Annotated in this window: 10 protein-coding genes; 8 read left to right on the forward strand and 2 right to left on the reverse strand. The window is 61.6% G+C overall.

The window, feature by feature from the left end; translation table 11 throughout:
• Positions 1-151 precede the first annotated feature (151 nt).
• Entirely contained in the window at positions 152-586 is a 435-nt protein-coding gene (locus ACA046_RS01955) for a YkgJ family cysteine cluster protein (RefSeq protein ID WP_076018122.1), read from the reverse strand.
• A gap of 235 nt (positions 587-821) precedes the next feature.
• On the opposite strand from ACA046_RS01955, the gene ACA046_RS01960 reads away from it, so the two are divergent.
• The 6 genes from ACA046_RS01960 to ACA046_RS01985 all read left to right on the forward strand — a co-directional run bounded on the left by ACA046_RS01960 (position 822) and on the right by ACA046_RS01985 (position 10,495).
• Positions 822-3,272: a glycogen/starch/alpha-glucan phosphorylase gene (locus ACA046_RS01960; RefSeq protein WP_497675823.1), complete on the forward strand. Its 2,451-nt coding sequence runs from the start codon at positions 822-824 to the stop codon at positions 3,270-3,272.
• Between the two features lie 99 nt (positions 3,273-3,371).
• Positions 3,372-6,908, forward strand: a complete 3,537-nt coding sequence (locus ACA046_RS01965) for a DUF2339 domain-containing protein (protein ID WP_497675824.1) — start codon at positions 3,372-3,374, stop codon at positions 6,906-6,908.
• A complete protein-coding gene (locus tag ACA046_RS01970) occupies positions 6,908-8,263 on the forward strand; it encodes a DUF3999 domain-containing protein (RefSeq protein ID WP_459025509.1) in 1,356 nt (451 codons plus the stop codon). Before ACA046_RS01965 ends, ACA046_RS01970 begins: the two co-directional genes overlap by 1 nt.
• A gap of 107 nt (positions 8,264-8,370) precedes the next feature.
• Positions 8,371-9,381 carry a class 1 fructose-bisphosphatase gene (locus ACA046_RS01975; RefSeq protein ID WP_003217989.1) on the forward strand — a complete coding sequence of 337 codons (1,011 nt, stop codon included), beginning with the start codon at positions 8,371-8,373 and terminating at the stop codon, positions 9,379-9,381.
• A 257-nt stretch (positions 9,382-9,638) separates the two neighbouring features.
• Positions 9,639-9,893, forward strand: coding sequence for a hypothetical protein (locus tag ACA046_RS01980; protein WP_003217986.1), 255 nt, complete (start codon positions 9,639-9,641; stop codon positions 9,891-9,893).
• Positions 9,894-9,925: 32 nt separating this feature from the next.
• The gene (locus tag ACA046_RS01985) at positions 9,926-10,495 is read left to right on the forward strand and encodes a lipocalin family protein (RefSeq protein WP_017478186.1); all 570 of its coding nucleotides are present in this window, start codon (positions 9,926-9,928) and stop codon (positions 10,493-10,495) included.
• 112 nt (positions 10,496-10,607) lie between these two features.
• Here ACA046_RS01985 and ACA046_RS01990 read toward each other — a convergent pair whose 3' ends face one another.
• Complete coding sequence (locus ACA046_RS01990; RefSeq protein WP_459025512.1) at positions 10,608-11,972, reverse strand: formimidoylglutamate deiminase; 1,365 nt, start codon at positions 11,970-11,972, stop codon at positions 10,608-10,610.
• 78 nt (positions 11,973-12,050) lie between these two features.
• Between ACA046_RS01990 and hutC the strand changes: the two genes are divergently transcribed.
• Complete coding sequence (hutC, locus tag ACA046_RS01995) at positions 12,051-12,830, forward strand: histidine utilization transcriptional repressor HutC (protein WP_497675825.1); 780 nt, start codon at positions 12,051-12,053, stop codon at positions 12,828-12,830.
• The gene (locus ACA046_RS02000; RefSeq protein ID WP_459025514.1) at positions 12,827-13,384 is read left to right on the forward strand and encodes a HutD/Ves family protein; all 558 of its coding nucleotides are present in this window, start codon (positions 12,827-12,829) and stop codon (positions 13,382-13,384) included. Before hutC ends, ACA046_RS02000 begins: the two co-directional genes overlap by 4 nt.
• Positions 13,385-13,471 lie beyond the last annotated feature (87 nt).

The raw sequence follows: 13,471 nt of genomic DNA on the forward strand, positions 1-13,471 counted from the left end.
AAGGTCGGGGGCGTTTTTGTTTGTCTGGGGATTGTGTGGTGACCGTGCCGGCCTCTTCGCGAGCAAGCCCGCTCCCACATTTGGAATGCATTTCAAATGTGGGAGCGGGCTTGCTCGCGAAAGCGGTAGTTCAAGCAATAAAGCATTCGGATCAGAACTTATCGAGCGTACGCAACTTGGTCTCGCGCACCACTTCCTTCGGCTTATACGCGCAATACCCCGGCCGTGGCCCGATTTTCGGGTGATTGCGGCAAGTATCCGGGCGCTTGTCATAAATAGTGCAGAAGCGGCTCTTACGATCCAGGTACAGGCAATCGTTGTTGCTCATGCGCTGCAGGGTGAAGATCTCGGATTTGGCGTTGAAGCGCTCGACGATGCCTTCCTTCTGCAAGCGCTTGGCGATGTTCTTCGGCGGGTCGCCTCGCTCGAACTCATCGACGATGCCGATGCGGATCAGGTCCTTGATCTTCACCTCAACCGGCAGGGTGCAGCAGCTCGACACACAGCCGCCACACATATGGCTTGAGTATTTCTGCCAGGTCTCGAGACGGTCGAGTTCCGCGGCGGCGATCAGTTGAGGCTTCATCAGGTTTCCAAGAGGGGTGTTATCCGGCGCGGGATCATACCGGAATTGGTGATTTTTTGAACAATATCTTCCAGGTTTCAGCTCGAAGGCTGTGCTGGGCCATAAACGGGCACGGCCCCTGCATCTAAATCACGCAAAGGTGAATGAGTTTAAAAACTGCCGAACCAGAGCGTCTACCGTCTGTCAGACCGTCTAGGCTCTAGCAACTCCTTCTATCTCGCCCGAGGTCGCATTGATGTCTCAGGAACCGCTTGTACGAGAAGCAGAGGTAGCCGCATTTCGCGATGCCGTCTTGACCAAACTTACCTACGCGGTGGGCAAGGACCCCGATCACGCCTTCGACCACGACTGGTTCGAAGCCATCGCACTGGCCGCCCGCGACCACATGGTCGACCACTGGATGAACCACACGCGGCACATCTACCGCAAGGGACAGAAGCGGGTCTATTACCTCTCGCTGGAATTCCTGATCGGCCGTCTGCTCTACGACAGCCTGAGCAACCTCGGCTTGCTGGACGTGGCCCGTGAGGCCATGAGCGAGCTGGGCGTGGACATGGAGCGCATTCGCCTGCTGGAGCCCGACGCGGCCCTGGGCAACGGTGGCCTTGGTCGCCTGGCGGCGTGCTTCATGGAAAGCATGTCGACCCTGGGCATTGCCGGCCACGGTTATGGCATTCGTTATGAGCACGGCTTGTTCCGCCAGGCGATTGTCGATGGCTGGCAGCAGGAACAAACCGAACGCTGGCTGGATTTCGGCAACCCGTGGGAGTTCGAGCGCGCCGAGGTGATCTACCCGATCGGCTTTGGCGGTGGCGTGGAAACCCTGCTGGATGCGTCCGGCAAGTCGATTCAGGTGTGGTCACCGAATGAAACCGTACGCGCGGTAGCGTATGACACCCCGGTCGTCGGCTGGCGTGGCGCGAGCGTCAACACCTTGCGCCTGTGGCGTGCCCGGGCCGTAGAAGACCTGCACCTGGAACGCTTCAACGCTGGTGACCACCTGGGCGCTGTCGCCGAAGTGGCCCGCGCCGAAAGCATCTCCCGAGTGCTTTACCCGGCCGACAGCACCGAAGCGGGGCAGGAACTGCGCCTGCGCCAGGAATACTTCTTCGTTTCCGCCTCGTTGCAGGACTTGCTGCGTCGCCACAAAAACATGCACGGCTCGGTGCTGAGCCTGGGCGAACACGCGGCCATCCAGCTCAACGACACGCACCCGTCGATTGCGGTGGCCGAGTTGATGCGCCAGTTGGTGGACCTGCACGACATCCCGTGGGATGCCGCCTGGGACGTGACCGTCGAAACCCTGTCTTACACCAACCACACCTTGCTCCCGGAGGCGCTGGAAACCTGGCCGGTCGGCTTGATGGAACGCATGCTGCCGCGGCACATGCAGATCATTTACCTGATCAACGCCCAGCACATCGACTCGCTGCGAGCCAAAGGCATCCACGACTTCGACGTACTGCGTGCAGTGTCTTTGATCGAAGAAGACAACGGCCGCCGCGTACGCATGGGCAACCTGGCGTTCCTTGGTTCCCACAGCGTGAACGGCGTGTCTGGCCTGCACACCCAACTGATGCGCAGCACGGTGTTCTCCGAACTGCACAAGCTCTACCCGGACCGCATCAATAACAAAACCAACGGCATTACGTTCCGCCGCTGGTTGTTCCAGGCGAATCCAAAACTCACGGCGATGCTGGTGGAAGCGCTGGGCCCGGACATTCTCGACAACACCGAAACCCGTCTGGTTGAGCTGGAAACCTTCGCCGAGAAGCAAGCGTTCCGCAAAGCCTTCGCCGAACAGCGGCTGCACAGTAAACGGGCACTGGCCGACATCATTCACGAGCGCCTGGGGATTTCAGTCAACCCGGCGGCGATGTTCGATGTGCAGGTCAAGCGGATCCACGAGTACAAGCGCCAGCTGTTGAACCTGCTGCACACCGTCGCGCTGTACCAGGCGATCCGTGCCGAGCCGGGCACCGATTGGGTGCCGCGGGTGAAGATCTTCGCCGGCAAGGCAGCGGCCAGCTATCACCAGGCCAAGCTGATCATCAAGCTGACCAACGACATCGCCCGCACCGTCAACAACGACCCCACTGTGCGCGGTTTGCTCAAGGTAGTGTTCCTGCCCAACTACAACGTCAGCCTGGCGGAAAGCATCATTCCGGCGGCCGACTTGTCGGAGCAGATTTCCACAGCCGGTTTTGAAGCGTCGGGCACCAGCAACATGAAGTTCGGCCTCAACGGTGCGTTGACCATCGGCACCATGGACGGCGCCAACGTCGAGATGCACGAGCGCGTGGGCGCCGAACACATGTTCATTTTCGGTCTCAGCGCCGAACAGGTGGAAGCGCGCAAACATGCCGGTGAATTCAATGCCGGGCCGGATGTTGCCGCATCCCATCGCTTGAACGACGTACTGCAAGCGATTCGCGGCGGCGTGTTCTCACCGGATGATCCGGGCCGTTATGCCGGGTTGGTGGATTCGCTGATCGACTACGACCGCTTCCTGGTCTGTGCCGACTTTGATTCCTACTGGGGTGCCCAGGCGCGGGTCGAGGCCCATTGGCACGATTCCAAGGAATGGTGGCGCTCGGCGGTGCTCAACACCGCGCGCATGGGCTGGTTCTCGTCGGACCGGACCATCCGGGAATATGCGACGGAAATCTGGAAGGCTCTGGACTGAGTTTTCTTAATCTGTGCCCCAAGGCCCAACCTGTGTTGGGCCTTGTCGATATACTAAGCCCCGGTTCCGCCCGCTTCGGGCTGCTTAGGGATATCCGCCATGCAATGGATTTTCATGCTGATTGGCCTGGTGCTCGGCTGGACACTCGATGAGTCGTTCAGTGACGCGGGCATTGGAGCGCTGCTTGGTTTGGGCATTGGCCAGGCGATTCGCCTGTCGATGCTTGCCTCGCGTACGGAGGAGCAAGGCCGTCAGCTGGAGTCTGCCAGGAGCGCCCTTAAAGTAGTCGAGCAACGCCTGGCCTTGCTGGAAAGACCGGGTGCCGTTGAAACCCCCGAACCTGTCTTTGTCGAAGAGCCGCTGCCGGTACCGGCGCCGCCCGAACTCGTCTGGGAATTACCCGCTGAACTGGAACCGGCCTACGCAACTGTGGCGGCCGAGCCCAGCCAGCCATTGCCGGCTGACGTCTGGAGGGCTGAGCCGAGCGAAAAAATCCCTGAACAACCGGCTACGCCTGCGGCACCTCGCGGCCCCAACTTCATCGAACGCGCCATCAGTGGCGCACGCAACTGGCTGTTCGGCGGCAACACCGTGCTGCGGGTCGGCGTGGTGCTGTTGTTCCTCGGCCTGGCGTTCCTGCTGCGTTATGCCACTGAAGGCATGGTGGTGCCGATCGAGCTGCGTTACGCGGGCGTTGCCGGCTGTGCACTGGCCTTGCTGGGTTTGGGTTGGTGGCTGCGGCTGCGCAACAGCAATTACGGGTTGATGTTGCAAGGCACCGGCATCGCCGTGTTGTACCTGACGGTGTTCGCCGCGATGCGCCTGCATCCGCTGCTTGATCCCGGTGCGGCCTTAGGCTTGCTGGTGGCTGTCACGGTGTTCTCGGCGATCCTGGCGATTACCCAGGACGCCCTCGGCCTGGCCTGTGCCGCCGCCCTCGGTGGTTTTGCCGCACCTATCCTCACGTCTACCGGCGCCGGTAACCATGTGGCGCTGTTCAGCTATTTCGCCCTGCTTAACACGGGCATTCTCGCCATCGCCTGGTTCAAGGCCTGGCGCCTGCTCAACCTGATCGGCTTTGTCGGCACCTTCGGTATCGGCTTCGCCTGGGGCATGCGCTCCTATACGCCGGAGCTGTTGTGGAGCACCGAGCCGTTCCTGATTGTGTTTTTCCTGATGTACCTGGGCATTGGCCTGTTGTTCGCCCGGCGCAAGTTGCTGGAGATGCGCGACGCACCGGAGGATGACAGCCGTGGCGCATTGCTGCGCTGGTCAGCGGCCAAGGGCGACTATGTTGACGGCAGCATGCTGTTCGGCCCACCGCTGGTAGGCTTCGGGTTGCAGTTTGCGCTGGTGCAGCACCTGGAGTTTGCCGCCGCGTTCAGCGCGCTGGTCCTGGGCATTATCTACATGGGCCTGGCCCGTTTGTTGAGCGGCGGTCGCGCCTTGCTGCTGGCGGAAACCTGCCTGGCGCTGGGTGTGATCTTTGCCAGCCTGGCAATTCCCCTGGGCCTCGACGCACGTTGGACGGCTGCAGCCTGGGCCGTGGAAGGCGCCGGTATCTTCTGGCTCGGCTTGCGCCAGCAACGGCCGTTGGCGCGGGCGTTTGGCTTGCTGTTGCAAGTCGGCTCGGCGCTGGCGTTCCTCAGCGAATTGCGGGTTGGCGAGACCAGTCTGTTGGATGGCGCGCCGCTCGGTGCGTTGCTGCTCGGTGCGGCATTGCTGTTCAGTTTCTTCCAGCTGCGCAAAGCCCCGACTGAGCAGGCGGCGCTGTGGGAACGTCGTGGCTTGCCGGTATTGGCCAGTGTCGGCCTGGGCTTCTTGTACCTGCTCGCACCGCTGCTGCTGTCGACCCAAGGTACCGCCATCAGTTGGGCGATAGCGGGCCTTGCGACCTTGCTGGTCGGTCTGCGGGTCGGCTCGCGCACGTTCCTCTTCACCGCGTTTGCCGTGCAACTGCTGGGTGGGGCGCTGTTCCTGCTGCGCCTTCAAGCGGGCACTGATTCGGGTGCGGTCTTCAGTGCCGGCTGGAGCGGCTTGCTCACCGCCTCGCTGATTGGCCTGGCGTTGGTCGGCGGCATGTTGCTGGCAGCGCGGGACACGATGGTGCGCAGCGATGTGCGGTTGTTGCGTGGCCTGTCGGTGGTGCTGTTGGCCGGGCTGGTGCTGATCAACCTCGCGGTGCTGTTCGTGCTGCCCTGGGAGACCGCCAGCGGCGTGTGGGCGGCCAGCGGCTTGTTGATCATCTGGCTGAGCCTCTATCTCCAACAGCGCGTCAGTTTTGTCTTTGGGTTGTTGCTGCAAATCGTCGGCGGCGCGTCGTTCCTGATCGCGGTGCCGGACCTGTTCGGGCCGTTGACCAGCGAAGGCTTGCGTCCTTTGGGTCATAGCGGCTTCTGGACGCCGATGGTGCTCGGGCTGGCAGCGCTGGTCGGTGCCTGGCGCTTGCAGCGTCGGCCTCATGCGCCGGTGTTCGAAGCGTTGAGTTTGCAGCGGCTGTCCGACGTGCTGTTGGTGTGGGGCGCGGGTTGGTGGACGTTGGCGTTGGTCAGCGAAGTGCTGCGTTTTGCGCCGTCGATGCTGCAAGGCACTTGGCTGTTGGCAGTAGCGGCAGTGAGTGTGGCGATCTGGGCAGTGCTGGCCCTGCGCCTGCAATGGGCGTCGCTGGGCGTGTTGTGCACGCTGTTGATGCCGGCGGTGGGCGTGGTGTTGCTGGGCGCGTGGGGCTCGCGTTATCACCCGGCAGCGAATTTTGCCTGGCTGGCGTGGGCGGCGGTGTTTGCGGTGCACTTCGTGTCGCTGCGGCGCCTGGCTTCGGTCATTCCGGAGAAAGCCCTGAGCGCCGCGCATGTGCTCGGTTGCTGGCTGCTGATCGGCGTGCTGGCGCTGGAGTTGCGCTACGGCCTGTTGCTGTTGTCCGAGGAATACAACGCCTGGCGCTGGTTGGGCTGGGCGATTCTGCCGAGCCTGTACCTGGTGCTCGCCGCTGCGCCGCGCAGTTGGTCGTGGCCGGTGTCGGCGTACCCGCGCGAGTATCGGTTGTATGCCGCGCTGCCGCTGGCCGTGCTGATGCTCGGCTGGTTCTGGCTGGCGAATATCTTCAGCGACGGCACCGCCGAGCCGCTGCCGTATGTGCCGCTGCTTAACCCGCTGGATCTGGGGTTGTTGTTCGCGCTGCTGGGTGTGTACCTGTGGTCCCGCAGTGCCGCCCCGCAACGCGGGCCGCGCGCCGAATTGATCGCCCAGGGGGTTGCCGGGGTTTCGCTGTTCGCCTTCTTCACCGCCCTGGTGATGCGCACGGCTCACCATTGGGGCGGCGTGCCATTCCATCTGGATGCGCTGCTGGAGTCGATGCTGGTGCAAGCCGGGCTGTCGATCGTCTGGACCCTGATTGCCCTGAGCCTGATGATCGGTGGCCATCTGCGTCATCGGCGTGAGGTGTGGCTGATCGGTGCGGCGTTGATTGCCGTGGTGGTCGCCAAATTGTTCTTCGTCGAATTGAGCAACCGTGGCGGACTGGCGCGGATCGTATCGTTTATCGGTGTGGGCGGTTTGTTGCTGGTGGTGGGCTATTTCGCTCCGCTGCCGCCCAAGCGTCCCGATCCGGTGGTTGAAACTGAAGGAGTGGCCTCTTGATGGGCAAGTTGAGTGTGGCGCTGTTGGGGTTGTGCACAACGTTGTCGGCCTGGGCCCAGGAAACGCCCGCCGATTTCACCACGCGGGTACCGCTGACGGTCAGCGGTGAAGGCCCTTGGTATCGCCTGGAGCTGCCGCTGGCGGTGCAATTGAGTGCCCGTCAGGCCGACTTGAGTGATGCTCGCGTGTTCAACGCAGCCGGCGAACCTCAGGCTTATGCGCTGGCGCGGCAGTCGGCGCAAAGCACCGAAAGCCGCAGCCTGGCTAATGTGAAGTGGTTCCCGCTGTACGCCGCGGCCGACTCCGCTGAAGCAGTGCCCAGCGTGCGCGTGCAATCCACAGCGACCGGCACACTGGTGCAGGTGCAGCCGCCGAGCCAACTGGAGGCCGGCGAAGAAGTGCTGCGCGGCTGGTTGCTTGATGCCAGTGGGATCAAGGCGCCGCTGCAGCAACTGATCCTCGACTGGACCAGCGAGCGCGACGGCTTCCAGCGCTTCAGCATCGAAGCCAGTGATGATTTGCAGCACTGGCGCTCCTGGGGCGAAGGGCAGGTGGCGCGGCTGTCGTTTGCCGACGAACGCGTCGAGCAGCATGAAGTGAGTCTGCCGGGGCAGTCGGCGCGGTATCTGCGCCTGCTGTGGAAAGGCCAGGCGGCACCGACGCTGACGTCGGCGCAGTTGGAGAGTGTCAGTGCCCATAGCTTGCCGTTGCCGCTGGTGTGGTCGCAGCCACTGTCGGGTAGCCGGCTCAAGGCCGGCGAATACAGTTGGCAGTTGCCCAAAGCGCTGAACGTCGAACGTCTGCGTATCGACCTGAGCCAACCCAACAGCCTCGCACCGGTCACTCTGTCGGGCCGTCGGGAAAGCAATCAAGCGTGGCAGCCTTTGAGCAGTGGCTTGCTCTATCGATTGACGCAAAATGGCCAGGACGTTTTACAAAACGAATTGCAGCTGCCCGGCCAGGCCGTTGCGCAACTCAAGCTCAATGTGGACGAACGCGGCGGTGGCCTGGGTGTTGAGGCACCGACTTTGAGCTTTGCAGTGCGGGCCACGCAGTTGGTGTTCCTGGCACGGGGCGAGCCACCGTTCACTTTGGCGTTGGGCAATCCGTCGGTGAAGGGCGCGAACTTGCCGCTGTCGACGTTGATCCCGGATTACAGCGCCGAACGCCTCGCCGCGCTTGGGCAGGCCAAAGTGGCGGGCGGGGCGGTGGTGACTTCGCCAGCGGTTGCGACCCCTGTCGATGCCGGGCCGAACTGGAAAAAGCTCGGCCTTTGGGCCGTGCTGCTGCTCGGTGTGGCGGCACTTGGAGCCATGGCCTACAGTTTGCTGCGCAAGCCGCCGGTGGCACGTTAAATAAAGTCCATGAACTCTATTGGGTTTAAATCCTCTGATAGGAGGAAATACGCCCCGACTCGCGTTAAACTGCGCGGGTTTTTAGCCCCCAATTTCCGGAGCCTTCCATGTCCCGCGTTACCCTGAGTCGCTATTTGATCGAGCAGACCCGCAGCAACAACACGCCTGCCGATCTGCGCTTCCTTATCGAAGTGGTGGCGCGTGCTTGCAAGGAAATCAGCCATGCCGTCTCCAAAGGCGCGCTGGGTGGTGTCCTGGGCAGCATGGGCACTGAAAACGTACAAGGCGAAGTGCAGAAGAAGCTCGACGTGATTTCCAACGAAATCCTGCTCGAAGCCAACGAATGGGGCGGTCACCTGGCCGGCATGGCGTCCGAAGAAATGGACAACGCCTACCAGATCCCGGGCAAATACCCGAAAGGCGCGTACCTGCTGGTATTCGACCCATTGGACGGTTCGTCGAACATCGACATCAACGCGCCGGTCGGCACCATCTTCTCGGTACTGCGTTGCCCGAACGAATACCTGAGCCAGAACGAAGCCCTGAACGAAAAGGCCTTCCTGCAGCCAGGCACCGAGCAGGTAGCTGCCGGTTACGCGATCTACGGCCCGCAGACCATGCTGGTACTGACCCTGGGCGATGGCGTCAAAGGCTTCACCCTGGACCGTGAAATGGGCAGCTTCGTGCTCACCCACGAAGACATCACCATTCCTGCGTCCACCCAGGAATTTGCAATCAACATGTCCAACCAGCGCCACTGGGAAGAGCCGGTTACCCGCTATGTAGGCGAGTTGATGGCCGGCGAAGAAGGGCCGTTGAAGAAGAACTTCAACATGCGCTGGGTAGCGGCGATGGTTGCCGACGTGCACCGCATCCTGACCCGTGGTGGCTTGTTCATGTACCCACGTGACAGCCGCGAGCCGTCCAAGCCGGGCAAGCTGCGCCTGATGTACGAAGCCAACCCGATGTCGTTCCTGGTTGAACAGGCGGGCGGTGCGTCCACCGACGGCCACCAGCGCATCCTCGACATCCAGCCTGAAGGCCTGCACCAGCGCGTGGCAGTGTTCCTGGGTTCGAAGGAAGAAGTTGAGCGTGTGACCGGTTACCACAAGGCGTAAGCCTGGTGACCTGTAGGAGCGAGCTTGCTCGCGAAGAGCGTTAACGATGACACGAGCTGCCTGGTTGCCCGCGCCGCCTGAACGTGTTTCGCGAGCAAGCTCGCTCCTACAGTGATTTGATTCGCTTGATTGAGCCCCGAAACGTTTCAGCGTTTTCGGGGCTTTTTTGTTTTCGCTCGTCGGGAACCAGAAACCCCTTTTCCCTTCTAAGCTTCTGGCAGACCCCCAAGCTGCTTCGTCTCTCCAGGAGTTTTTCCATGTCGTTACGCCGTCTCGCCCTGTTGTCGTTTTGCGTGCTTCTGGCCGCTTGCAGCAAGGTCACTCAAGAAAATTACGCAAAACTGTCGGCCGGCATGCCCAAGGCCGAAGTGGAGTCGTTGCTGGGTAAGCCGACTGATTGTTCCGGCGCACTGGGTATGTCCAGTTGCACCTGGGGCGATAAAAACAGCTTTATCAGCGTGCAATATGCCGGTGACAAAGTACTGATTTTTTCCGGGCAAGGCCTGAAGTAAACCGGGGCGAAAGCCTGCGGGAGAAAAACAACATGATGCGTTTCGTTCTATACCTCTGCGCCAGCCTGTTTTTGGCGGGCTGCGCCAGCCATTCTGGCGATGATCTGCAACCCAAGACTGTTGGCAGCGTCAACCTCAAGCGTTACCAGGGCACCTGGTATGAGTTGGCCCGTCTGCCGATGTACTTCCAGCGCAATTGCGCACAGTCCGAAGCCCGCTACACGCTGCTGCCCGATGGCAATATGTCGGTGTTCAACCGCTGCCTGACGCCTGAGTGGAAGTGGCAAGAAGCCAAGGGCACGGCCACGCCGCAGGTCGCCGGCAGGACCGACAAACTGTGGGTGGAATTCAATAACTGGTTCACCTCGCTGTTGCCGGGCGTGGCCAAGGGCGATTACTGGGTGCTGTACGTCAGTGATGACTACAAGACCGCCATTGTCGGCAGCCCGAGCCGGCGCTACATGTGGTTGTTGTCCCGCACGCCGACAGTCAGCGCCGACACCCGCGAAGACCTGCTGAGCAGGGCGCGGCAACAGGGGTATGACACCACGCGTTTGATCTGGCGTACGTCTGACAAGCAGATGGCGAAGACCTCGCAGTAACGGAAGAACGACATCGTTCCAATGTGGGAGCTGGCTTGCCTGCGATAGCGGTGTTGGATTCACCATCGCTATCGCAGGCAGGCCCGCTCCCACATTTGTTATGTGTCGTCTGTTAGCCCAGCAAATCCCGCAAGACCTGGGTAAACGCCCGGCTGCTGTCTTCTTCGGCGGCGTGATGCCCGTCGCGAATCACCCACTTCCCGTTCACCAGAACGTCGCGCACCTGGCGATCACCACCGGCAAACAGCCAGCGATTGAGAATCCCGTCTTCGTTCGCCGTCGCCAGGTACGGATCGTTGCCATCCAGCACCAGCCAGTCCGCACGCTTGCCGACTTCCAGGCGCCCGATCGGCTGCCCCAGCGCTTCGGCACCGCCATCCAACGCGGCATCGAACAGCGTCCGCCCGACCATCGGCTGATCACTGCGATACAGCCGGTTGCGCCGCTGGTCCCGCAGCCGCTGGCCGTATTCCAGCCAGCGCAATTCTTCCACCACGCTCAGTGACACATGGCTGTCGGAGCCAATCCCCATGCGCCCGCCCTGGGCCAGGAAGTCCACCGCCGGGAAAATCCCGTCGCCCAGGTTGGCTTCGGTGGTCAGGCACAGCCCGGCAATCGCCCGGCTTTTGGCCATTAACGTCACTTCTTCCGGGTTGGCGTGGGTGGCGTGCACCAGGCACCAGCGCTGATCCACGTCAACATTGTCATACAGCCATTGCAGCGGACGCTTGCCGCTCCAGGCCAGGCAGTCGTCGACTTCCTTCTGCTGCTCGGCGATGTGGATATGCACCGGGCACGCCTTGTCGCTGGCGGCCAGCACTTCGCTGATTTGTTGCGGGGTTACCGCACGCAGCGAGTGGAAGCACAGGCCGAGTTGTTGCGCCGGTTGTGCGGCCAGAATCGGTTGCAGGCGTGATTGCAGGTTCAGGTAATGCTCGGTGCTGTTGATAAAGCGCCGCTGGCCTTCATTGGGTGCCTGGCCGCCAAAACCGGAATGGCTGTAGAGCACCGGCAGCAAGGTCAGGCCGATACCGCTGCTGACGGCGGCCTGGCTGATTTGTCGCGACAGCTCCGCAGGGTCGGCATAAGGCTGGCCGCTGACGTCATGGTGCACGTAGTGAAATTCGGCCACCGAGGTGTAGCCGGCCTTGAGCATTTCGATATACAGCTGGCGCGCGATGATCTGCAGTTGGTCGGGGCTGATCTTGCCAACCATCCGGTACATCAAGTCGCGCCAGGTCCAGAAGCTGTCATTCGGGTTGCCGGCCACTTCCGCCAGCCCGGCCATCGCCCGCTGGAACGCGTGAGAATGCAGGTTCGGCATGCCCGCCAGCACCGGGCCCCTGAGCCGTTCGGCACCGTCTGCACTGGCGTTGGGCTCAACCTTGGTCAGCAGGCCGTCGGCGCTGACTTCAAGACGTACATCATTGGCCCATCCATTAGGCAGCAGCGCGCGTTCGGCAAAGAAAGCGGACATGATTCAGGCACCCCGGTCGTGTGTTTATTTGTATATACATATACAGACGTTTGCCTGCTCGGTAAACTCCGGCAAGCTATGCTTCTTTTTCACCTGCAAGGATTTCCTGTGCCGACTCCGCCCGCCAAGTCTCCACTGGCTGCCCACATGGACGAAAGTCCGGCGCCCTTGTACGCCCGCGTCAAACAGATGATCAGCCAGCAGATCCTCAACGGCAACTGGCCGCCGCATTATCGCGTGCCGTCGGAAAGCGAACTGGTCAACCAACTGGGCTTCAGCCGCATGACCATCAACCGTGCCCTGCGCGAGTTGACCGCTGAAGGCCTGCTGGTGCGCATGCAAGGTGTGGGCACATTTGTCGCCGAGCCGAAGAGCCAGTCGGCGCTGTTTGAAGTGCACAACATTGCCGATGAGATCGCCTCTCGCGGTCATCGGCATACGTGCAAGGTTATTACCCTCGGTGAAGAAGCCGCCGGTTCCGAGCGCGCCGTCGCCCTGGAAATGCGCGAAGGCGGGCGGGTGTTCCACTCGTTGATCGTGCACTACGAAAATGACATCCCGGTGCAAATCGAAGACCGCTTCGTCAACGCTCTGGTCGCGCCGGAATACCTGCAGCAGGATTTCACCCAGCAAACGCCTTATGCCTACCTCAACCAGGTGGCGCCGCTGACTGAAGGCGAGCACGTGGTCGAAGCGATCCTCGCCGACGCCCACGAATGCAATTTGCTGCAAATCGAAACCAGCGAGCCGTGCCTGTTGATTCGCCGTCGTACCTGGTCTGGCCGCCAGCCGGTCACGGCAGCGCGTTTGATCCACCCCGGTTCCCGTCATAGCCTGGAAGGACGTTTCAGTAAATGAGTTCGATGAAAGTCTGGCGCGCCGCCGATTACGTCCGCATGCCGTGGAAAAATGGCGGCGGCAGCACTGAAGAAATCACCCGTGACGCGGGCGAGGGCCTGGACGGTTTCGGCTGGCGCCTGTCGATTGCCGATATCGCCGAGTCGGGCGGGTTCTCCACCTTCGCCGGGTACCAGCGCATCATCACCGTGCTGCAAGGTTCGGGCATGGTGCTGACAGTGGACGGCGAGGAACAGCGTGGTTTGTTACCGCTGCAACCGTTCCCGTTCAAGGGTGACAGCCAGGTGTCCTGCCGCTTGATCGGTGGGCCGATCCGCGATTTCAACCTCATCTATTCGCCGCAGCGCTATCAGGCGCGGTTGCAGTGGATGGACGGTACGCAGCGTTTCTTCAGCGCGGCGCACGCCGTGGTGGTGTTCAGCGTGGCGGATGAAGTGAAGGTGCTCGGTGAGCGGCTGAACCGTCATGACTGCCTGCAATTGGACGGTAACACTGGCTTGCTGGACGTCAGCATCACTGGCCGTTGCTGCGTCATCGAACTGACTGCACACTAAACCACTGTAGGAGCGAGCTTGCTCGCGAAGGTATTTCAAGCGTATTGCTACGTTGAATGTACCTTTTTCGAGCAAGCTCGCTCCTAC

Source organism: Pseudomonas sp. LBUM1641, from assembly GCF_059716235.1.

Excerpts from the sequence above, each read along its gene's own strand:
- ACA046_RS01955 (WP_076018122.1), bottom strand. The coding sequence starts at position 586 with ATGAAGCCTCAACTGATCGCCGCCGCGGAACTCGACCGTCTCGAGACC.
- ACA046_RS01960 (WP_497675823.1), top strand. The coding sequence starts at position 822 with ATGTCTCAGGAACCGCTTGTACGAGAAGCAGAGGTAGCCGCATTTCGC.
- ACA046_RS01965 (WP_497675824.1), top strand. The coding sequence starts at position 3,372 with ATGCAATGGATTTTCATGCTGATTGGCCTGGTGCTCGGCTGGACACTC.
- ACA046_RS01970 (WP_459025509.1), top strand. The coding sequence starts at position 6,908 with ATGGGCAAGTTGAGTGTGGCGCTGTTGGGGTTGTGCACAACGTTGTCG.
- ACA046_RS01975 (WP_003217989.1), top strand. The coding sequence starts at position 8,371 with ATGTCCCGCGTTACCCTGAGTCGCTATTTGATCGAGCAGACCCGCAGC.
- ACA046_RS01980 (WP_003217986.1), top strand. The coding sequence starts at position 9,639 with ATGTCGTTACGCCGTCTCGCCCTGTTGTCGTTTTGCGTGCTTCTGGCC.
- ACA046_RS01985 (WP_017478186.1), top strand. The coding sequence starts at position 9,926 with ATGATGCGTTTCGTTCTATACCTCTGCGCCAGCCTGTTTTTGGCGGGC.
- ACA046_RS01990 (WP_459025512.1), bottom strand. The coding sequence starts at position 11,972 with ATGTCCGCTTTCTTTGCCGAACGCGCGCTGCTGCCTAATGGATGGGCC.
- hutC (WP_497675825.1), top strand. The coding sequence starts at position 12,051 with ATGCTTCTTTTTCACCTGCAAGGATTTCCTGTGCCGACTCCGCCCGCC.
- ACA046_RS02000 (WP_459025514.1), top strand. The coding sequence starts at position 12,827 with ATGAGTTCGATGAAAGTCTGGCGCGCCGCCGATTACGTCCGCATGCCG.